The sequence below is a fragment of the Salinicoccus jeotgali genome, from assembly GCF_055379195.1.
The window spans coordinates 1,332,183-1,352,504 of sequence record NZ_AP043830.1 but is presented as its reverse complement, the minus strand read 5'-3'; the positions used below and the strand labels follow the sequence as shown (position 1 = coordinate 1,352,504).

21 protein-coding genes, 2 tRNA genes and 1 other annotated feature are annotated in these 20,322 nt (G+C 44.5%); all 23 genes read left to right on the top strand.

Going from position 1 to position 20,322, the window contains the following annotated elements:
- The 23 genes from sdhB to ACZ43I_RS06700 all read left to right on the top strand — a co-directional run bounded on the left by sdhB (position 1) and on the right by ACZ43I_RS06700 (position 20,319).
- Positions 1-765 carry a succinate dehydrogenase iron-sulfur subunit gene (gene sdhB / locus ACZ43I_RS06810; RefSeq protein WP_344702741.1) on the top strand — a complete coding sequence of 255 codons (765 nt, stop codon included), beginning with the start codon at positions 1-3 and terminating at the stop codon, positions 763-765.
- Positions 766-853: 88 nt separating this feature from the next.
- Positions 854-1,297 (top strand): MarR family winged helix-turn-helix transcriptional regulator, encoded by a 444-nt coding sequence (locus ACZ43I_RS06805; RefSeq protein ID WP_344702743.1) that lies wholly within the window; start codon positions 854-856, stop codon positions 1,295-1,297.
- Positions 1,290-2,102, top strand: a complete 813-nt coding sequence (gene racE, locus ACZ43I_RS06800) for a glutamate racemase (RefSeq protein WP_344702816.1) — start codon at positions 1,290-1,292, stop codon at positions 2,100-2,102. The genes ACZ43I_RS06805 and racE overlap by 8 nt, the downstream gene beginning before the upstream one ends.
- Positions 2,099-2,707 carry an XTP/dITP diphosphatase gene (locus ACZ43I_RS06795; RefSeq protein ID WP_344702746.1) on the top strand — a complete coding sequence of 203 codons (609 nt, stop codon included), beginning with the start codon at positions 2,099-2,101 and terminating at the stop codon, positions 2,705-2,707. The genes racE and ACZ43I_RS06795 overlap by 4 nt, the downstream gene beginning before the upstream one ends.
- Positions 2,704-3,192: a metallophosphoesterase gene (locus tag ACZ43I_RS06790; RefSeq protein WP_344702748.1), complete on the top strand. Its 489-nt coding sequence runs from the start codon at positions 2,704-2,706 to the stop codon at positions 3,190-3,192. Before ACZ43I_RS06795 ends, ACZ43I_RS06790 begins: the two co-directional genes overlap by 4 nt.
- An 85-nt stretch (positions 3,193-3,277) precedes the next feature.
- On the top strand, positions 3,278-3,643 hold the full coding sequence (locus ACZ43I_RS06785; protein WP_344702750.1) for a thiol-disulfide oxidoreductase DCC family protein: 366 nt from the start codon (positions 3,278-3,280) through the stop codon (positions 3,641-3,643).
- A gap of 27 nt (positions 3,644-3,670) precedes the next feature.
- Positions 3,671-4,225, top strand: a complete 555-nt coding sequence (locus ACZ43I_RS06780) for a GNAT family N-acetyltransferase (protein WP_344702752.1) — start codon at positions 3,671-3,673, stop codon at positions 4,223-4,225.
- A gap of 83 nt (positions 4,226-4,308) precedes the next feature.
- Positions 4,309-4,382: transfer RNA gene (locus ACZ43I_RS06775), tRNA-Arg, on the top strand.
- A 44-nt stretch (positions 4,383-4,426) separates the two neighbouring features.
- Positions 4,427-4,500 (top strand) — tRNA-Arg (locus tag ACZ43I_RS06770).
- A gap of 93 nt (positions 4,501-4,593) precedes the next feature.
- Positions 4,594-5,208 (top strand): NUDIX domain-containing protein, encoded by a 615-nt coding sequence (locus tag ACZ43I_RS06765; protein WP_344702817.1) that lies wholly within the window; start codon positions 4,594-4,596, stop codon positions 5,206-5,208.
- On the top strand, positions 5,198-6,157 hold the full coding sequence (locus ACZ43I_RS06760; RefSeq protein WP_344702754.1) for a hypothetical protein: 960 nt from the start codon (positions 5,198-5,200) through the stop codon (positions 6,155-6,157). The genes ACZ43I_RS06765 and ACZ43I_RS06760 overlap by 11 nt, the downstream gene beginning before the upstream one ends.
- Positions 6,158-6,241: 84 nt before the next feature.
- Complete coding sequence (gene tig / locus ACZ43I_RS06755) at positions 6,242-7,525, top strand: trigger factor (RefSeq protein WP_344702756.1); 1,284 nt, start codon at positions 6,242-6,244, stop codon at positions 7,523-7,525.
- Between the two features lie 136 nt (positions 7,526-7,661).
- Positions 7,662-8,918, top strand: coding sequence for an ATP-dependent Clp protease ATP-binding subunit ClpX (clpX, locus tag ACZ43I_RS06750; protein WP_344702758.1), 1,257 nt, complete (start codon positions 7,662-7,664; stop codon positions 8,916-8,918).
- A 56-nt stretch (positions 8,919-8,974) separates the two neighbouring features.
- Positions 8,975-9,562 (top strand): ribosome biogenesis GTP-binding protein YihA/YsxC, encoded by a 588-nt coding sequence (gene yihA, locus ACZ43I_RS06745; protein WP_344702760.1) that lies wholly within the window; start codon positions 8,975-8,977, stop codon positions 9,560-9,562.
- A 135-nt stretch (positions 9,563-9,697) separates the two neighbouring features.
- Positions 9,698-11,044 carry a glutamyl-tRNA reductase gene (hemA, locus tag ACZ43I_RS06740; RefSeq protein WP_344702762.1) on the top strand — a complete coding sequence of 449 codons (1,347 nt, stop codon included), beginning with the start codon at positions 9,698-9,700 and terminating at the stop codon, positions 11,042-11,044.
- 15 nt (positions 11,045-11,059) lie between these two features.
- Positions 11,060-11,884 carry a cytochrome c biogenesis protein CcsA gene (gene ccsA, locus ACZ43I_RS06735; RefSeq protein WP_344702764.1) on the top strand — a complete coding sequence of 275 codons (825 nt, stop codon included), beginning with the start codon at positions 11,060-11,062 and terminating at the stop codon, positions 11,882-11,884.
- 12 nt (positions 11,885-11,896) lie between these two features.
- On the top strand, positions 11,897-12,820 hold the full coding sequence (gene hemC / locus ACZ43I_RS06730) for a hydroxymethylbilane synthase (RefSeq protein WP_344702766.1): 924 nt from the start codon (positions 11,897-11,899) through the stop codon (positions 12,818-12,820).
- Positions 12,807-13,520, top strand: a complete 714-nt coding sequence (locus tag ACZ43I_RS06725) for a uroporphyrinogen-III synthase (protein ID WP_344702768.1) — start codon at positions 12,807-12,809, stop codon at positions 13,518-13,520. Before hemC ends, ACZ43I_RS06725 begins: the two co-directional genes overlap by 14 nt.
- Positions 13,510-14,490, top strand: a complete 981-nt coding sequence (gene hemB, locus ACZ43I_RS06720) for a porphobilinogen synthase (RefSeq protein WP_344702770.1) — start codon at positions 13,510-13,512, stop codon at positions 14,488-14,490. Before ACZ43I_RS06725 ends, hemB begins: the two co-directional genes overlap by 11 nt.
- A gap of 2 nt (positions 14,491-14,492) precedes the next feature.
- Positions 14,493-15,779 (top strand): glutamate-1-semialdehyde 2,1-aminomutase, encoded by a 1,287-nt coding sequence (hemL, locus tag ACZ43I_RS06715; RefSeq protein ID WP_425568365.1) that lies wholly within the window; start codon positions 14,493-14,495, stop codon positions 15,777-15,779.
- Positions 15,780-15,844: 65 nt separating this feature from the next.
- Complete coding sequence (locus ACZ43I_RS06710; protein ID WP_344702772.1) at positions 15,845-16,249, top strand: hypothetical protein; 405 nt, start codon at positions 15,845-15,847, stop codon at positions 16,247-16,249.
- Positions 16,250-16,342: 93 nt separating this feature from the next.
- The gene (locus tag ACZ43I_RS06705) at positions 16,343-17,401 is read left to right on the top strand and encodes an AbrB family transcriptional regulator (protein ID WP_344702774.1); all 1,059 of its coding nucleotides are present in this window, start codon (positions 16,343-16,345) and stop codon (positions 17,399-17,401) included.
- Between the two features lie 46 nt (positions 17,402-17,447).
- Positions 17,448-17,651: a binding site (T-box leader), on the top strand.
- Positions 17,652-17,691: 40 nt separating this feature from the next.
- Positions 17,692-20,319 carry a valine--tRNA ligase gene (locus ACZ43I_RS06700; RefSeq protein WP_344702776.1) on the top strand — a complete coding sequence of 876 codons (2,628 nt, stop codon included), beginning with the start codon at positions 17,692-17,694 and terminating at the stop codon, positions 20,317-20,319.
- Positions 20,320-20,322: the final 3 nt, after the last annotated feature.

Here is a 20,322-nt window from a genome sequence, read left to right as displayed (position 1 = left end):
ATGAGTGAGAAAAAGATAAAATTTTCAATAAAACGTCAAGAAAACAAAGAATCCCAATCCTATTGGGAAGAGTTTGAAGTACCTTACCGTGAGAATATGAACGTCATAAGCGCTCTGATGGAAATCCAGCGGAACCCTGTTAATATTAAAGGTGAGCGTACTACTCCTGTCACTTGGGATATGAACTGTCTTGAAGAAGTATGTGGGGCCTGTTCAATGGTCATCAATGGTGGTGCACGCCAATCTTGTACTGCATTGGTCGATCAGTTGGATCAACCCATCAAGCTTGAACCAATGTCCACATTCCCGGTTGTCAAAGACTTGCAGGTCGATCGGTCATTCATGTTCGATAGCCTGAAACGTGTCAAGGCTTGGGTACCGATCGATGGAACATATGATCTTGGTCCTGGACCACGTATGCCTGAAAAGAAACGTCAGACTGCGTATGAACTTTCAAAATGTATGACATGTGGCGTATGCCTGGAAGTATGTCCTAACGTCAATGACAGTTCCCAATTCATGGGTGCTGCCCCAATCAGCCAAGTCAGATTGTTCAACCTCCACCCGACAGGGAGCATGAACAAAAATGAGCGCCTGGATGCATTGATGGGCGTAGGCGGAGTTGCCGAGTGCGGCATGGCGCAAAACTGTGTCAAAGCATGCCCGAAAGGCATTCCATTGACTACCTCAATTGCAGCGATGCAACGGGAAACAAACTTCCATATGTTCAAATCCTTCTTCGGAAGCGACCATGAAGTAGAATAATTTTGAAATAGGAGGAGCAGTGCTCTTCCTATTTTTTTATTTTCAACTACGATATAATGAAATAAATCAGTGGGAAGGACTGTGGATAATGAGTGATAAGGAAGCAATCATCTCCATAGAAAAATCAATCAGATACATATCGGTTCATGTAAAAAGCCACGGCAGGGAAATACTTAAAGAGTATGAGATTTCACCACTGCAGTTCGTGGCACTTCAGTGGGTGGATGATAAGGTCGGCATTACCATAGGTGAGTTGTCAAACAGATTGTATTTGGCGCATTCAACGACAACTGATATCGTGGATAAGCTTGAGAATGGTGCGTTCGTCAAAAGACAGAAATATGAAAAGGATAAACGTATCGTTCTGGTTCTCATGCAGGACAAAGGACGGGAAGTCATAAAAGAAGTCATCAATAAACGGATATCCTATATCTCTGATATAACTTCACATCTGACGGAGGACGAGAAGAGCATGCTGCCTGATGTCCTTGAATCAATACTCGATGAAAGCGAACGAAGAAGTGATGGATAGGCCGATTGGAGTGATGGATTCTGGTGTCGGGGGTCTTACAGTAGTAAGGGAGGTCATCAGGCAGTTGCCGAATGAATCCATTATATATCTTGGGGACTTGAACAGATGTCCTTACGGTGATAGGCCGATGGACCAGGTCAGAAGATACACAATAGAAGTCGCAGACGTCCTTGTGGCGCGTGGCATAAAAATGCTTATAGTAGCCTGCAACACGGCTACAGCAGCTGCTCTCGACATACTAAGGGAGAGATACACGATTCCGGTGGTCGGTGTGATCGGGCCCGGTGCGCGCAGTGCCATCCAAAGCAGCAATAACCAGAATGTCATTGTTCTTGCAACGAATGGTACAGTCGACTCTGGTGCCTACCCTGAAGCCATCCAGCGCATCAACCGTAAATTCAATGTGGAGAGCACGGCTTGTCCGAAACTGGTCCCTCTAGTCGAGGAACTGCGCTATAAAGATAAGATTGTGGTACGAGTTGTCCTTCATCAGACATTGAAGCATCTACACAGCTCCAAAGCAGACACAATCATCCTCAGCTGTACACATTATCCATTGTTGGCGGATGAGATATATGATTATTTTTCCGGTAGAAAGAAAGTGATCGACTCGGGGCACGAGACAGCGCGCGAAGCGAGTTCAATACTCACCGCGCTTAAGGCACACGCGATATCACAATCTGAACCGACCTATACTATGATCGTCAATGGCAAGACAGAGCGTTTCGAATATATTCTGAAGGATTGGATGCCTTTCCTCGATTATGAAATTGAACAGATTACACTTGAGGAGGAGACTCAATGAAGATTGTTATAGCTACAGGCAACAAAGGGAAGATCAGGGACTTCAAAACAATATTTTCAGATGTGGAAGTGATCGGCATTAAGGAACTGCTCCCCGACTTTGAGGTGGAGGAGACAGAAGATACATTTGAGGGGAATGCTGTACTGAAGGCTGAATCAGCCTCAAAAGCACTTGGTCTGCCAGTCATCAGTGATGACTCGGGTCTATGCGTCGATGCCCTTGATGGAGACCCCGGTGTATATTCTGCAAGGTATGCAGGCATAGGGGCGAGCGATGAAGATAATAACCGTAAATTGCTGACAACCCTGACGGGTGTTGAAGACCGCGCGGCAAGATTCGTCTGTGTCATTGCATTGGCGATCCCTGGCAAGGATACGAGGAGCTATGTTGGACAACTGCACGGGGAGATATTGGAATCACCCGCCGGGCAGGGTGGTTTTGGTTATGACCCTCTATTTAAGACACTGCAGGGTGAGTACCTAGGGATGATTAGCACAGAACAAAAAGGGGAAATAAGTCATAGAAGAAAGGCTTTGGAGAAATTGAAGCATGATGCTTCAGCATTCGAGATTTTGTTGAACTATGACGGAGGTGCAGATAAATGAAGATATTGATTGTAAGTGATAATCATGGAGAAAAAAATATCGTATATGATGCATTCGGCAGTAACAGCGGTAGTTTGAACATTCATCTTGGAGACAGCGAGTTTGAATATGATGATACGGAAATGCGCCACTTCAAACGTGTTGGCGGAAATGTCGATACGGATTCCCGTTATCCTGTAGAAGGGTACGATGAAGCATCCGGGGTTTTCTATACACATGGACATTATTACGGTATAAAGAAGGATCGTGGTAAGCTTGCGTCACGAGCACGTGAGTATGGTGCCAGTTATGCTTTTTATGGACATTCCCATATTGCAAAAGCTGAAAAAATAAATGGTGTCTATTGCATCAATCCTGGCAGCATATCACTTTCAAAAGGGGAAATGCCTGAATCCTATGCCATTTTAGATACAGATAATGATGTCGTGACATTCCTTGGACGTGACCATAAAGTATTGAAGGGAACAGATCTTGGCAATCTATAAGGCTCTGGTGGGCGGGCAGATTGATTATCGTACTGTTGTATACCGAAGTTTTAAATAAAAGAACCGTCAGCGGGGAGCGTTGGTTATGAACATTCTTTATTTCGATGATGATTGCATCATCTGCAACCGATTTGCAAAAATTATCACCAGTCTGGACCGGAAAGATAAAATTCGATTTCAATCGATTAAAACATTGGATACCATCATGCCGGAAGAAGTCGACTCGCTTATTTATTATTCTGATGACATCTATATATATTCGGATGCAGTGATTGAAGTACTCGCAGACACGACAGGTTTTAAACCGGTCAAATTAATGAAGGTCATCCCCATATGCTGGAGAAATGCATTGTACAAATTGGTTGCCGCCAACCGCCATCGAGTAAATAGAGGGAAATCATGCACAATAGACCCGGATGTGCGCAGCAAGATTGTTAAATCCACGAAATGAAGTCGTTATACAAGGGAGTGCAGAGAGATGATCATCACCGTAGATTCTGAAATAGAATTGAGGGCCCTAACTCCAAAAGAGAATGAAGTGGTCTATAAAGCAATAGATGAGAACAGAGGGCACTTGAGAAAGTGGCTCTCTTGGGTCGATTATATGACAAACTCAGCCGATTACATAGAAATCATTCAGATGTGGCAAAATGCGATAGATGAGGGCAGCGGTATGCAGCTCGGGATTTTTTATCGCGGCAGCTTCGTAGGGATGTGTGGATATAATGAAATCTTTTCCATGAGCCAAAGGGGTCAAATAGGCTATTGGATAGTGAAGGAAGCGGAAGGTAAAGGAATAGTGAGCCGTTCTGTCGAGACCCTCATCCAATATGGGTTTGAAGTGTTCGACTTGAACCGGATAGAAATCATATGTGGCGTCTTCAATTACCGTAGCCGGGCGTTGCCCGAATCACTCGGGTTCGTTAAAGAGGGTGTCATGAAAGAGTACGAATACCTATATGACCATTTTCATGACTGCATAATGTACCGCCAGTTGAAAGCGGAATATGAGGATTGGAAAAGTCTGCTTTGATTGTGTAATAAAACATCAATAGTTTTAAAAATAAGTTTGACTTTTGTCGGCACGATTGATTATAATGGTACTTGTCTGATTAAGTCCTGGTAGCTCAGTCGGATAGAGCAATGGCCTTCTAAGCCATCGGTCGGGGGTTCGAATCCCTCCCAGGATGCTAAAAAACCCCGCTCTGGGGTTTTTCTTTTTTTATCATATTTTGTCCCAGTAGCTCAGTAGGATAGAGCGACAGCCTCCTAAGCTGTAGGTCGGGGGTTCGAATCCCTCCTGGGACGTCCATACCCTTCATATTATTGAAGGGTATTTTTATTTTACAAATTAACGGACGAAATATAAAATAAATGTAAATAAGGAGAGGAAGGTCCATGATGAGTAAATTCGATGAACAGATCCTCGTCGTACCAAGGCAACAGGTCTTCAAAGATGAAGCTGATGCATTCAATGGGTTCATCAGCAAAGAAGACCCGAGATATGCCCGTATATTATCTGCATTCAATGACTATAAAGTGAAGCGACGCGGTGATATGGAAGAAGATCCTACCTATAAGCAACTAATCAGCTACGCAGTCATCACTGCGGGGGAGGAGACATTGGTTTATAAGCGCCTTGAAGGCGGGGGCGAAGACCGTCTGCATGGTCTCCTGTCCATTGGAGTGGGTGGCCATATGAATGATGTGCCAGAGACCGGGGCCATCAATGAAAAATTATTCATCAACGCAGCACGTGAACTGGAGGAAGAAGTCGGACTCCAAGAAGACGCGCTTGAGGGTATAGAAGTCATGGGCCTGATCAATGATGACGAGGATGAAGTCGGAAGAGGGCACATCGGCGTCGTCTTCAAAGTTGAAGTGGATAAGGACAAAGTACATGCCAGGGAAGAGGATACTCTGGAACTGGTATGGAAAGACAGGAGTCTCCTCCCAAAAATGAAGCCATACGAATCGTGGAGTGAACTGATCATCAGGGATGCTTATGGACAATAATATCCTGTCACATAGACGTTTTCAAAAAAAGATGGAGCAGGATCTGCATGTCCTATATGAACAAGGAGACGCCCGGGGCTTCATTATGCGCTTTAAGGAGTACGAGCGTCATCACCCAGCAAGTACGGCTCTTACCGAGTATTTCTACAAATCACTCGGTGATAAGGGTCAATATGATGATATCATCGATTATTCCTTGATCCAGATGAACGAAGGATTTGGAAATTACGATCTGCACATGAAGAATCTCCTGGAAGCTCTGCTCAGTCAAGGCAGATATTACGAAGTGATAGAATTCTCAGATCAGATCATGCAGGAAGAACTTCCCCAGGAATTCCGCATAGAGGTCGCCGCTTTGCGTCACAAAGCTAAAAAAGCATTGGATGATAAAGATGTGCAGCCCGAGGAATCATATGATGAAACGTACCAGGATATGGATGAAGAAAGTTTCCATGAGATGCCATTGCATGCCAGACTGGATTTTTTGAAACATCTTATGGACGCCGGGGATAAAAGTTACAGTATGCTCATCATGAACGTGATTACGTCGGAAAAGAACCCCGAAACCATTACATTCATGTTACTGTACTTGAAGATGTGTGGGGAGAACCAGGCGGTGCGGTTCCACAAGATGGGGTCAGAAGAAGAGGTCATACCAGCGCTACTTCCTGATATCGAAGAGACGGAAATGTATGTCAAAGTACGCAACGATGTGCTGGAACACTTAGAAGACAGGATGCCTGAGTTCGCTGAAGCAGCCGATTCGATGTTGATCGCACATATAATAGGCATCTATCCACTCGACTTGCCTTATGATCATGAAAATCTGGCAGACGCCTATCTGCATGAGCTACTCAGGATGGTGAACGTGGACAGTGGCATCGAACCCACACCTGAGGTCCTCGAGTGGGTACGTTCAATCGAACGCCTTATGTCACCGTCCGATTGAACAAATCAAATGTTGGATATAAAAAAGTGATATGTTATACTATACTGGTTAATTGAAATTATGGACTAACGGAGGAATATGATTATGACTCAGAAGTGGGAAAAACAAGAGGGTAACGAAGGCATTCTTACAGTTACTGTACCAGCAAAAGAAGTAGACGGTGCTCTCGATGAAGCATTTAAAAAAGTATCCAAAGAAGTGAGCATGCCTGGATTCAGGAAAGGTAAAGTACCGCGTCAAATGTTCGAGAAACGTTTTGGTGTAGAATCCCTTTATCAGGATGCATTGGATATACTGCTTCCTAAAGCATATACAGAGGCAGTTCAAGAAGCGGACATCAATCCGGTCGATCAGCCGGAAGTCGATGTAGAGCAGATGGAAAAAGGACAGGACCTCGTCTTCAGTGCTAAAGTCACTGTTGAACCAGAAGTCAAGCTCGGTGAATATAAAGGCCTGGAAGCAGAAGAACTTGATACTGAAGTTTCTGACGAAGATGTCCAAAAAGAAATCGATAATATGCTTGAAGCACATGCTGACATGGTCGTTAAAGAAGAAGGCTCGGTTGAAAACGGAGATGTCGTAAACCTTGATTTCGATGGCTACGTTGATGGTGAGCAGTTTGAAGGCGGCAAAGCAGACGGCTATGAACTCGAAGTCGGTTCAGGCAGCTTCATCCCTGGCTTTGAAGAGCAAGTAGTGGGCATGTCCCTAGAAGAGGAAAAAGATGTCAACGTCACTTTCCCTGAAGAGTACCATGCAGAGGAACTTGCTGGTAAAGAAGCGGTCTTCAAAGTTAAAATAAACAGCATCAAATCTAAAGAAATCCCAGAGCTTGATGATGAACTCGTCAAAGAGCTTGACCAGGATGTAGAAACGGTCGACGCTTTGAAGGAGAAACTTGAAAAAGACCTCAAAGAAGCCAAAGAGAACGAAGCTGACGTAACTATGAAGGAACAGCTCATCGAACAAGCATCTGAAAATGCTGAAATCGATGTGCCTGAAGCAATGGTCAAGACAGAAACAGACCGCATGCTCCAAGAATTTGAGCAGCGTCTTTCACAACAAGGCATCAACATGGAAATGTACCAGCAGCTTTCTGGTCAGGATGAGGACGCCTTGCGCGAGCAGATGAAAGATGATGCAGAGAAGCGTGTACGCACGAACCTTGTCCTAAAACAGATTTCCATCGATGAAAACATCGAAGTTGAAGAAGCAGACATGGACAAGGAGCTCGAAAAGATGAGTGAACAGTTCGGCATCAGCGTAGAAGACATCAAGTCCACTCTTGGTGATCTATCAATGCTTAAAGATGACCTTAAAGTACAAAAAGCAATCGATGTACTTGTAGATAACCGTAAACAGAAATAGAATCAAAAGATTATAAGGGTGAGCTCTGCAGCATAAAGTTGCGGGGCTCGCTGTATTATGGGGCCTAAAACCGGATATTTGATTTCGCTTAAGTTTTCTAGTATATTTTACAAGAATGAAAAAAGAGGTGTTGAATATGTTCAAATTTAATGAGGACGATACGAATCTGACTTGTTCCTTCTGTGGAAAAGATCAGGAGCAGGTCAAGAAACTCATTGCAGGCAGCGGCGTCTATATCTGTAATGAATGTATAGAACTCTGTCATGAAATCATCGAAGAAGAACTGAAGTCAGAAAAGACCGAAGTCATTACAGAAGTACCAAAACCGCAGGAAATATTGGAAGCGCTGAATGATTATGTCATTGGACAGGATAATGCCAAACGTGCTTTGAGTGTAGCTGTATATAACCACTATAAGAGAATCAACCAGAACGAAGAAGATGGTGTAGAGATCTCTAAAAGTAATATCGCGCTGATTGGCCCGACAGGCAGTGGTAAAACACTGTTGGCCCAAACATTGGCACGCACACTGAATGTGCCTTTCGCCATTGCTGATGCCACAAGCCTGACTGAAGCAGGTTATGTCGGTGACGACGTTGAAAATATTTTGCTGCGCCTAATTCAAGCGGCGGATTTCGATGTCGAGCGGGCAGAACAAGGCATCATCTATGTAGATGAAATTGACAAGATTGCACGTAAAGGGGAAAACACCTCCATTACCCGCGATGTTTCAGGTGAAGGTGTGCAGCAAGCCTTGCTGAAAATCCTTGAAGGAACGACAGCAAGCGTACCGCCACAAGGTGGACGCAAGCATCCAAATCAGGAATCAATCCAGATTGATACTAAGAACATCCTGTTCGTGCTCGGTGGTGCCTTTGATGGTATGGATGAAATCATCAAACGCCGTATAGGTGAAAAAGTCATTGGGTTCGGCGGTGCTTCAGACAAAGCGAATGACAAAGATGAGTTGATGTCCAAAGTACGCCCTGATGATCTTCAGAGCTACGGCCTGATTCCAGAATTCATCGGTCGTGTTCCGATCATCAGCCACCTTGAAGAACTTGATGTTGAAGCACTTAAATCAATCTTGACTGAGCCGAAGAACGCGCTAGTCAAACAGTATGAAAAAATGCTCCAGATTGATGATGTCGAGCTTGAATTCGAAGAAGATGCATTGAATGCAATAAGTGAGCTTGCCATCGAAAGAAAGACCGGAGCCCGTGGACTCCGGTCAATCATAGAGGAACGCATGGTCGATATCATGTTCAACGTACCGTCCAATGATGAGATCCGCAAAGTTAAAATTACACGAGCGACTATAGAAGAAGAAGCAGATCCGTTGCTCTTTGATGAGAATAACGAAAAGATCGAATTGAACCGTAAAAGTGCATAATACAAAAAAAGCTGTCCAAATCTGTGGCAGCTTTTTTTTCTGAGAGGAGCATTATAGTGAAGATCAATCCAAATAATATAGATATACTAATATCCGCCGTTGAGAAAGCACAATATCCCGCCACCGGTCTGAAAGAAATTGCGTTAAGCGGACGCTCGAATGTCGGTAAATCTTCATTCATCAATGCAATTGCAGGGCGAAAGAATTTTGCGAGGACTTCATCTAAACCAGGTAAAACCCAAACATTGAATTTTTATAATATGGACGATCAATTCATATTTGTCGATGTGCCTGGCTACGGCTATGCGAAGCAATCCAAGACAGCGCGTGAGAAATGGGGACAGATGATTGAGAGTTATCTTGCAGAGCGTGAGGAGCTATCTGCAGTCATCCAACTTGTCGACCTAAGGCATAAACCGACAGAGGACGATATATTGATGTATGACTACTTGAAGCACTTCGAAATCCCAGTCATTCTGATATGCACTAAAATGGATAAAATTCCAAAGAGCAAACTCCAGAAGCATCTGAAATCAGTGAGGGAAACGATTGATTTGGAAGAAGAGGATGTCATGATTCCATTTTCTTCTATAGATAAAAAAAATGTGTCACCAGTGATGGACGCCATTTCGGAATACATCTAGAAGTTCACAAAAGTTTCTTATTTATAATTACTATAATTAATCCTATGCGATGGATTAAGGAAACACTTTCTGTTAAAATAATAAGTATTGATAGTGGCTCAGACATAGCCACAATAGTATAGGGAGGCAAATCACATGCATGTCATCGCATTGAGCCTAAATTATAGAAAAGCGAGTGTTGAAGAACGTGAGGCAGTGGCCTTCGAAGATGAAGATGTCATTCACGCGCTCCACTCATTGCGGGAACAAAAAAGTGTATTGGAAGCTGTGCTTCTTTCTACATGTAACAGGACGGAAGTATATGTAGTCAGTGATCAAGTGCATACAGGCAAATACTATACACAGATGTTTTTGGCAGACTGGTTCAACCTGGAACTTGATACCATCAAGAAGATTACTGACGTCAAAATCGGTGATGAGGCGATAGAGCACCTGTACCGGGTAGCATCAGGCCTCGATTCCATGGTGTTGGGCGAAACGCAGATACTTGGTCAGATCAGGGAAGCCTTCATGATTGCCCAGGAAGAACATACTACTGGCACCATATTCAATAAACTGTTTAAAGAAGCGATTACAGTGGCAAAAAGGGGACATAATGAGACAGATATCTCCAAAAATGCGATTTCAACATCGTATGCTGCGGTAGAACTCGCCAAGAAGATATTTTCACGTGTCAGCGACAGTAAGGTTCTTATCATCGGGGCAGGGGAGATGGCGGAGCAATCGCTGTTGAACCTGACTTCCAACGGCATCAAGGATGTCACTGTGGTCAACCGCTCTATTGACAAGGCGCAACAGCTTGCAGAAAGGTTCAATGGCCGCAGTGCAACTCTCGAAATGCTCGAGGATGAACTGAAAAATGCTGATATAGTCATTTCAAGTACCGCAGCTCGGGGATATGTAATCACTGAAGAGACGGTCGCCGCTATAACAGGCGGACGTAAAGGCAGTCCGCTTATAATGATGGATATCGCCATGCCACGTGACATCGAACCAACAGTGGGTAATATGGACAATATATATATGTATAATGTTGATGATCTACAAGGACTGGTGGATGCCAACTTGTCGACTAGACAACAGGAAGCAAATAAGATTGAAGGCATGATAGCTGAGAGTATGGATCAATTCAACGAATGGATCAACATGCTTGGCGTCGTTCCAGTAATACAGGCGCTCCGTACTAAAGCACTTGGCATACAGGAAGAAACATTGCAGAGTGTTGAACGGAAAATACCTGAAATGAGCGATCGTGAACGTGCCGTTATTTCAAAGCATATGAAGAGTATCATCAATCAGATGTTGCGAGAACCAATCACCTATACAAAAGAGATATCGGGTGACAGGAAATCGACCGAAAAGCTCGCAGAAATCAAACAGCTCTTCGGCATCGAAGAAGAGGTGGAAATGATAACTCGTCAGGAAAAAGAAAAGCAACATGAGAAACGTCTGGCCAGAAAACAGGCACTCGCAAGTGATTAGATAGGTGGAAACCATATGGATATGATGTTCCGCAGTCATGAGTTTATACTTCTATTATATTTTTTAAGCCTTTCTGTGCTGAGCTACGATTTGTTTTTCAGAAATCGGCAGGCCAGAAAGGTTTCGTTTTATCTTGTCGGGGCAGGGGCGATCTTTCATATATTTTCCTTTGTGCAAATCGGCCTGTCCCTAGGACGTTTGCCGATACAGACGGTTTTTGAAGGGATATATGTACTTTCAATGCTACTTGTCATCATCGGAATCGTGCAATATAAACGCAGTGATTCGGAAATCGCATTTGCAATTTATATCTTCACTGCTTTTTTGCTGCTCTCATTGTATACATTCGCACCCGTGACATATGATGAAGTGACGGAAGTATCTGCCATCATGAATGATCTGCTCGTGATCCATGTCGTTTTGTCATTGTTGTCCTACGTCATGTTCTTTATTTCGGTCCTTCATGCCGGCATTTATATCATCCAATATGATAATCTTAAAAAGAAGCGTTTCAACCGTCTCTTCTTCTCACTTTTTAGTGTAGAGACGGCCAAGAAAATGATGATCCGAACAGCAATACTTGGATTTTTGTTTATATTGATAGGTATATTCCTCGGTATCCAATGGGGATTATATATATTCGGTACAGATATTCTGACGGATCTTAAAGTCCTTGGTACATTGATTGTGCTCATACTTTATGGGGGTCTTCTTTCCTATTTGAGGTTGACGCGCAACATCTATAAGTTTGCAGTAGCGAACATCATAATATTTATTATTTGTATGATGAATTATTTGTTTATAACACAGCTTTCCAGTTTTCATTTCTGGAATTACTAAAGGAGAGAGAGCATGAGAAAATTTATCGTTGGCTCCAGACGGAGCGGCCTTGCTATGACACAATCCAAACAATTTATCGAACAGCTGAAGAGACATTACCCAGACATGGAAATTGAGATAAAGGAAATTGTGACAAAAGGCGACAGGATTGTTGATGTCCAACTTTCAAAAGTAGGAGGGAAGGGCCTGTTCGTCAAAGAAATCGAAGATGCCATGATGAATAGAGAGATCGATATGGCTATACATAGCCTGAAAGATGTGCCAAGTGTGATGCCTGAGGGATTCACGATTGCATGTGTCCCTAAACGAGAAGATATGCGTGATGCTTTCCTGTCGAACGATAATATACTGTTTAAGGATCTGCCGAGTGGCAGTGTGGTAGGGACGAGCAGTCTCAGAAGGGGTGCACAACTGTTGTCGATGCGAGACGACATCAAGGTAGACTGGGTACGAGGCAACATCGATACCCGCATCCAAAAGATGAAGGACGGTAAATATGATGCCATCATCCTGGCTGCAGCCGGACTGAAGCGCATGGGATGGTCAGATGATATCGTAGCGGAATACTTCGATCCAGAAGAGTTCATCCCAGCGATTGCCCAGGGGGCCTTGGGAATTGAATGCCGCTCAGACGACCATGAATTGATTGAAATACTACAGAGTGTCCATTCAAAGGAAGATGCAATCTGCACATCTGCAGAACGGGCATTTTTGAGAAGAATGGATGGCAGTTGCCAAGTGCCTATCGGGGGGCATGCTTCATATGAGGATGGAGAACTTTATTTGACTGGCCTCATCATGCCTGAAGACGGCAGTGAACAGTATATCGTCAAAAAATCCCATGAAGACCCAGAGGCACTCGGAAATATCGTCGCAGATGAGATGGAACGCATGGGAGCCAAGGATATCATCGATCGGATCAATGAATCACTATAAGCCCATCGTTGTCACGACCCAAAGCAGGACACCTACAGTCCATTCTGATCTGATGGAACTTGTCCATCTGCCGCTCATTACTGTCGAACCTTTCGCACTGGATGAATCTGTGTTTGAAGAAACATATGACTGGCTCCTTCTGACCAGTCCAAATGCGGTCGAATTCTTTATGCCCTATATCGACAGAGTGGATTGGAAAAAAATTGCCACAATCGGCAGAAAAACAAGCGAAGCACTGGAAGAACGGGGCTATCATGTTGATTTTGAGCCCACTGAATATACCCAAGAAGGGTTCATGGCTGAATTTGAAGCAAAAAAAGGAGAACGTCTCCTGTATCCGGTCAGTAAAAATGCCCGTCCGCTGATCTATAAGCATCTCCTGAAGGCAGGTTGCCAAGTCGATAGGCATTTCCTTTATCATCCGGTAGAGAACGACAAATCGCTCAAGGACATGAGAGTGCTTCTGAAAAAAGATCTTTTTGCTGTCATTTTTTTGAGTCCGTCAGGTGTCAGGGCGTTTCAGGAGCATTTCTCTGCTTTTGAACTGGACGGCGTATTGGCCATTGCAATCGGCCACGTTACGGCGACGGCACTGATGGAATTTGGTATAGAACCAATGCAGCCTGAAAAAGCAACAATGGAAAGTATTATGAACCTTCTAGAAAATAGAATCGATTGGAGAGCTAGAGATGAATTTTGATAGACATCGGCGTTTAAGAAGTTCTGCATTCATGCGCGATATGGTCCGCGAAACGAAAATAACGAAAGAGGATCTCATCTATCCTATTTTTGTAGTGGAAAAAGATGATATACGTGAAGAAGTGCCTTCAATGAAAGGCGTTTTCCAGATTTCCTTGAATCTTCTTGAGGAGGAACTAGACGCTGTCAAAAAAGCAGGGATAAAGTCTGTAATTTTCTTTGGCATCCCGAAAGAGAAAGATGCCGAGGGACACGGTGCCTATGACGATAATGGCGTGGTACAGGAAGCATGCCGAATATCGAAAAGATTGCACCCGGAAATCCTTGTCATACTTGATACTTGCCTCTGTGAGTATACCGACCATGGCCATTGTGGTCTGATAGACCCTGATACGCAGGATGTCGACAATGACAGCACATTACCGCTTCTTGTAAGGACCGCAGTGTCTCAGGCGAGGGCAGGTGCTGATATAATTGCTCCAAGTAATATGATGGATGGATTTGTTACTGAAATCCGTAAGGGACTTGATGATAATGGATTCAGCCATATTCCAATCATGAGCTATGGCATCAAATATGCTTCTAAATTTTATGGACCATTCAGGGATGCAGCAGACTCCACACCATCATTCGGTGATCGAAGAACATATCAGATGGACCCTGCAAATCGTCTTGAAGCCCACCGCGAGCTGTCAAGTGACCTCGAAGAAGGCTGCGATATGATGATCGTCAAACCTGCACTTTCCTACCTTGACATCATCAGGGATGTACGTGATCGCAGTGATGTGCCAGTGGTCGCCTATAATGTGAGTGGGGAATATGCAATGACGCGCACGGCAGTAGATATGGGTCTTCTTGATGAAGCAGTTATCATGGAACAGATGATTTCAATGAAACGCGCGGGGGCAGATATGATAATTACTTATTTTGCAAAAGATATTTGCAGAATGCTTGATGAAGGGATGGAATAGGAATGTATGAAAAGTCACAGGAACTTTATCAGACAGCAAAGGAACTCATGCCTGGAGGAGTCAATAGTCCAGTAAGAGCATTCAAATCGGTTGGTATGGATCCTTTATTCATCGATCGGGCAGAAGGTGCCAGGACATATGATGTGGACGGCAACGAATACATCGATTATGTTTTAAGTTTCGGACCACTTATTCTAGGTCACAGCGATAGGAAGGTCGTCGATGCACTTACAGCAGCAGCCCAAAAAGGCACAAGTTTCGGTGCACCTACCCGCCTTGAAAACGAGTTGGCCGAACTGGTCATAGAAAGGGTACCGTCAGTAGAAATGCTCCGCATGGTGTCATCAGGTACAGAAGCGACTCTGGCTGCCCTACGGTTGGCACGGGGGTTTACCGGCAGAAATAAAATACTTAAATTTGAAGGCTGCTACCACGGACATAGTGATTCCCTCCTGATTAAAGCAGGGAGTGGTGTGGCTACATTAGGTTTGCCTGATTCCCCAGGTGTGCCGGAAGGGACGGCAAAGAATACAGTTACGGTCCCGTACAATGATGAAGAGAGCTTAAAGATCGCTTTTGACAAGTTCGGTGACGACATTGCAGCGGTCATCATGGAGCCGGTAGCCGGTAATATGGGGGTAGTGCCTCCAAAAGATGGCTATTTGAAATTTGTGCGTGAACTTACAGAAGAGAATGGGACACTGCTTATCTTCGATGAAGTGATGACAGGATTCCGTGTCGGATATAACAGTGCTCAGGGTCATTACGGCATCAAGCCGGACCTTACATGCCTCGGTAAAGTGATTGGCGGGGGCCTCCCGGTAGGTGCCTATGGCGGACGCCGCGATATCATGGAACACATTGCACCAGTTGGTAATATCTATCAGGCAGGGACGCTTTCAGGCAATCCGCTCGCTATGACGGCAGGGTTGGAAACATTGCGTCAACTGACGCCTGAGAGTTATGAGCATTTCAATAAACTGGGCGACATGCTCGAATCCGGCCTCAAGAAAGTCTTCAGCAAACATGACCTGCCTATAACTGTAAACCGCGCCGGATCCATGATTGGATTCTTCCTTACAGAAGGGCCTGTAGTGGATTTCGACAGCGCCAATACCAGCGATCTGAACCTGTTTAGGGAACTTTATCAAGAACTCCTCAAGGAAGGGGTCTATCTGCCACCTTCCCAATTTGAAGGAATGTTCCTCTCGACTAAACATACGCCAGAAGATATTGAGCGTACAATCGATGCCTTCTCGACAGCATTGGATCGATTGGCAACCAAATAGGCTTTTGCCAAAGCAGTATTTAAGTGTATAATGGAGTAAATTATATAATGTGGGGGGAATCACAAGTGGATAAAAAAGACGAACACGTCTCTGACAAAGATGTGAATATGAAGGGTGAAAGAGAAGAAGATCTGGTCTACATCGAAGGCCAGAACAGGGAAATGATCCAGAGGGAGACAGTCAATAAGAAAAATCCTCTTATGTGGATCATTCCAATCCTCATCGTCCTATTGATCATTCCATTGATTGTGAATCAGTTCAGCGGTGGTGGTTCTGAGGAAGAAGATGAGGAAGAAAGCGCTGCAATCATTCAGGAAGCGCCAGCAACTGGTGAAGCAGCAGTGCATTTTGAAGCGACTTCAGAGCAAGAGCTTATTTCAGAAGCAGACATGGCCAGCGTAGTGCAGCCATTCCAGGGAATGATTTCCGCTACATTTCCATCAACAGGCGCATTGACCGCGACCAGTTGAACCATGACCATGAGGGCACCCTGCCGGGAGGCAGGGTTTTCTTATGTCTGCGCCTATTGTAAAGGTTTCTGATTGATATAAAGGAGGGGACAGATGAAATATTTCTACCTCATACTGCTCTTCGTAATGGCAGCAGCAGTGTCTTCCATACTTCACTTCAGTGGCATGATCTTGCCTTGGCTTTTCGGTGCCATGATTGCTGCAATCTTGTTTCATCGCTTCGTAAACACGGAGTTTGCCTATCCGAAATGGTTGGGCAGTGCCGGACTGATAATCATAGGGGCTGAAATCGGTTCGACTTTCACAGAAGATACACTGATTGATATGGCCGATGATTATATGAATATCATTTTGCTTTCTGTTCTAATCGTCGCTTTGAGCCTGCTGCTTTCCCGGTTCTTCATGAAGTTGACCGGGTGTTCTTATGAAACGGCAGTGCTCGCTACAATTCCAGGTGCCTTATCGCAGATGATCGTCATGGCTGAGGAGGAGGAGAAAGCGGATCTTCTGCTAGTTACTTTAACTCAAATGTCCAGAATAGTTCTTGTGGTCATCATCGTCCCCTTCATTGCAAGTTTGGCACCGCACGGTAGTTCTGTCGGTATAAATGATGTGGCGGCGCCTTTATCGGAAATGCTCATCCCTGAAATGATCTGGATCATCGTTTTTGCGCCCTTGCTCATCTACATATTAGGGAGATTGAAATTCCCTGTACCCGTCATGATCGGGCCAATGATCGCAATATTGGTGTGGAATTTGACGACAGGCTACAGCTTTTCAGTCGATATAGAATTCCTATATGCCGCTCAACTTCTGTTCGGCCTTAGGATCGGCATGCAGATTTCAACGTTGGTCAATCAATTGAATACACGGATGATTGTTTCTATGATCATTCAAAATGTCCTTCTTATCTTCGGAACGATGATACTGGTGTTTTTATTTATAATCACTACGGATCATCAGTTTACAAATCTTTTCCTGAGTGCTGCGCCGGGGGGGATCGGCCAGATCATCATCGTGGCTGTTGAGATGGATGCTAACATCGCAATGATTTCAAGCTATCATATCTTCCGTATCTTCTTCATCCTGCTCATCATTGCACCCCTCATCAATTTCATGCTGAAACGCAACAGATACAGCGAGGACAGCTAAAGAACTTGACAGCTCCCAACCGTTGGAATACTATAAAACTAATGATATATAAAGAGTGCAGAAGAGTAGCGGTAAGCGGGAAATCCAGAGAACATGTGGTGCTGGAAACATGTCAAAACTTGCTGTGAAAGTAGTCTGCTTGCAATCAGTTCTGAATCGAGTAGGTGCTGACGTGTAATGAGCGTTAATCATTTCGAGTGCAGCCGTAGAGGTTGAATTTAGGTGGTACCACGGAGCTTCCGTCCTATTCAGGATGGAAGCTTTTTATTATGTCTTAAGGAGAGAATAATATGGAAATGTCGAAGAAATATAATCCACAAAAAGTGGAAGAAGGAAAATATGAAAAATGGGTGGAATCAGGATATTTTAAATCTGATGCAAATTCAGATAAACCACCATTTTCGATCGTCATCCCGCCACCGAATGTTACTGGCAAACTGCATCTAGGGCACGCCTGGGATACTACACTGCAAGATATAATCACACGGATGAAGCGTATGCAAGGCTATGAAGTCCTTTATCTGCCCGGCATGGATCATGCCGGAATAGCAACTCAGGCAAAAGTCGATGCGCGCCTACGTGAACAGGGCATCTCAAGACATGACATCGGCCGCGAGAAATTCCTTGAGCATGCTTGGGGATGGAAGGAAGAATATGCAGATTTCATCAGGAGCCAGTGGAAGAAGCTTGGTCTCGGGCTTGATTATGATAAAGAACGTTTTACGATGGATGAGGGGCTTTCGAAAGCTGTCCGTAAAGTGTTTGTGGATATGTACAATAAAAATCTCATCTATCGCGGAGAATACATCATCAATTGGGATCCGGCCACTAAAACGGCACTCAGTGATATCGAAGTCATCCATAAGGAAGTGGAAGGCAATTTCTACCATGTCCGTTACCCACTGCCTGACGGAAATCATCTAGAAATTGCTACGACACGTCCAGAAACGATGCTTGGTGATACCGCAATTGTGGTCCATCCAGAAGATGAACGCTACAAAGAGTACATCGGCCAATCCGTAACTTTGCCGATCGTCGGTCGTGAATTGCCGATTATAAGTGACTCCTATGTGGATATGGAGTTTGGTACGGGCGTAATGAAAGTGACACCTGCACATGATCCAAATGACTTCACCCTCGGGGAAAAACATAATCTTGAGCGCATCAATGTAATGAATGAGGATGGCTCGATGAATGAACTTGCGGGGAAATACGAAGGTATTGACCGTTTTGAATGCCGTAAAGCTTTGGTGGCAGACCTCGAATCCGAAGGTTATCTGATAAAAGTGGAACCGCATATGCACTCTGTGGGCCATTCCGAAAGAAGCGGCGCAGTTGTAGAGCCGTATTTGTCGACGCAATGGTTCGTGAAGATGGACACACTGGCAAAAAATAGCCTGGATAACCAGGATACCGATGAGGCCATTCAATTTGTACCGGAGCGGTTCGATGCAACATTCAGACGGTGGATGGGCGACATCCGGGACTGGGTGATATCGAGGCAGCTGTGGTGGGGCCATCAGATTCCAGCCTGGTACCATAATGACACCGGAGAAATTTATGTCGGCATGACGCCTCCTGAAAATCTTGGGGATTGGACCCAGGATGAAGATGTCCTGGACACATGGTTCTCCAGTGCCCTATGGCCGTTTTCGACGATGGGATGGCCGGAAGAAACTGATGATCTGAAGAAATTCTTCCCGACCAACGTACTGGTAACAGGTTACGACATCATATTCTTCTGGGTAGCACGCATGATTTTCTCTTCGCTGGAACACACCGGAGAAAAGCCATTTGATGATGTGCTCCTCCATGGTCTTGTAAGGGATGAACAGAACCGCAAGATGTCCAAGTCACTTGGAAATGGTGTTGACCCAATGGATGTCATCGAAAATTACGGTGTCGATGCATTGCGTTATTTCCTCTCCACTGGATCGACGCCGGGACAGGATCTCAGATATTCTGATGAAAAAGTCGAGTCCGTCTGGAATTTCATCAATAAAATATGGAATGCGTCACGATTTGCACTTATGAACATTGGTGAAGACTTCAAGATGCAGGATATAGATCTCGAAGGGGATAAATCACTTGCAGATGAATGGATTCTTACGCGCTTGAATGAAACGATCTCTGACGTCACGCGTCTCTCTGAACAATATGAATTCGGGGAAGTGGGGCGCATCCTCTATAATTTCATATGGGACGAATTCTGCGACTGGTATATTGAAATGGCGAAAGTACCAATGACTGAAGGATCAGACAGTGAAAAGGCGATGACCCGCTCTGTCTTGCTGCACACTTTAGACAGCATGTTGAAAATGCTGCACCCATTCATGCCATTCGTTACAGAAGAGATATACCAAACCATCGACAATGATCGTTCGATTGTTGTAAGCGACTGGCCTGAGGCGGCCCCTGCACTAAGCAACCCGACATCGAAGAATGCTATGGCACTTCTGGTTGACATCATAAAATCCATCCGTCACACACGGAATGATGTAAACACTCCACTGTCGAAGCCAATCGACATCCTCATTGAAGTAAAAGACGAATCAAGGCTTGAAATTATAGAATCCAACCGCCACTACATTGAACGTTTCTGCAATCCGGAAACATTGGAGATCTCATCACATATCGCTGCAGATGATGATGTCAAAACCGATGTGGTGAATGGAGCCACTGTAATTCTGCCATTATCTGGATTGATTGATATGGAAGAGGAAATCGAGAGGCTTACAAATGAGTTGAAGCGTCTGGAAGGCGAACTGAAACGCGTTGAAGGCAAGCTTGGCAATGAGAAATTCGTCCAAAATGCGCCGGCTGCAGTAGTCGAAAAAGAAAAGGAAAAACAGCAGAACTACCAGGCACAGTACGATGAGGTAGAAGAAAGGTTGAATAACCTGAAAAGAAAGGGATAAGTG

What these genes read in the sequence shown, in the direction of transcription:
- ACZ43I_RS06780 (WP_344702752.1), top strand. Translation starts at nt 3,671, where the DNA reads ATGATCATCACCGTAGATTCTGAAATAGAATTGAGGGCCCTAACTCCA.
- sdhB (WP_344702741.1), top strand. Translation starts at nt 1, where the DNA reads ATGAGTGAGAAAAAGATAAAATTTTCAATAAAACGTCAAGAAAACAAA.
- hemB (WP_344702770.1), top strand. Translation starts at nt 13,510, where the DNA reads ATGAATTTTGATAGACATCGGCGTTTAAGAAGTTCTGCATTCATGCGC.
- ACZ43I_RS06785 (WP_344702750.1), top strand. Translation starts at nt 3,278, where the DNA reads ATGAACATTCTTTATTTCGATGATGATTGCATCATCTGCAACCGATTT.
- ACZ43I_RS06805 (WP_344702743.1), top strand. Translation starts at nt 854, where the DNA reads ATGAGTGATAAGGAAGCAATCATCTCCATAGAAAAATCAATCAGATAC.
- ACZ43I_RS06725 (WP_344702768.1), top strand. Translation starts at nt 12,807, where the DNA reads ATGAATCACTATAAGCCCATCGTTGTCACGACCCAAAGCAGGACACCT.
- hemA (WP_344702762.1), top strand. Translation starts at nt 9,698, where the DNA reads ATGCATGTCATCGCATTGAGCCTAAATTATAGAAAAGCGAGTGTTGAA.
- ccsA (WP_344702764.1), top strand. Translation starts at nt 11,060, where the DNA reads ATGGATATGATGTTCCGCAGTCATGAGTTTATACTTCTATTATATTTT.
- ACZ43I_RS06700 (WP_344702776.1), top strand. Translation starts at nt 17,692, where the DNA reads ATGGAAATGTCGAAGAAATATAATCCACAAAAAGTGGAAGAAGGAAAA.
- ACZ43I_RS06765 (WP_344702817.1), top strand. Translation starts at nt 4,594, where the DNA reads ATGAGTAAATTCGATGAACAGATCCTCGTCGTACCAAGGCAACAGGTC.
- hemL (WP_425568365.1), top strand. Translation starts at nt 14,493, where the DNA reads ATGTATGAAAAGTCACAGGAACTTTATCAGACAGCAAAGGAACTCATG.
- racE (WP_344702816.1), top strand. Translation starts at nt 1,290, where the DNA reads ATGGATAGGCCGATTGGAGTGATGGATTCTGGTGTCGGGGGTCTTACA.
- ACZ43I_RS06795 (WP_344702746.1), top strand. Translation starts at nt 2,099, where the DNA reads ATGAAGATTGTTATAGCTACAGGCAACAAAGGGAAGATCAGGGACTTC.
- hemC (WP_344702766.1), top strand. Translation starts at nt 11,897, where the DNA reads ATGAGAAAATTTATCGTTGGCTCCAGACGGAGCGGCCTTGCTATGACA.
- ACZ43I_RS06790 (WP_344702748.1), top strand. Translation starts at nt 2,704, where the DNA reads ATGAAGATATTGATTGTAAGTGATAATCATGGAGAAAAAAATATCGTA.
- tig (WP_344702756.1), top strand. Translation starts at nt 6,242, where the DNA reads ATGACTCAGAAGTGGGAAAAACAAGAGGGTAACGAAGGCATTCTTACA.
- clpX (WP_344702758.1), top strand. Translation starts at nt 7,662, where the DNA reads ATGTTCAAATTTAATGAGGACGATACGAATCTGACTTGTTCCTTCTGT.
- ACZ43I_RS06760 (WP_344702754.1), top strand. Translation starts at nt 5,198, where the DNA reads ATGGACAATAATATCCTGTCACATAGACGTTTTCAAAAAAAGATGGAG.
- ACZ43I_RS06705 (WP_344702774.1), top strand. Translation starts at nt 16,343, where the DNA reads ATGAAATATTTCTACCTCATACTGCTCTTCGTAATGGCAGCAGCAGTG.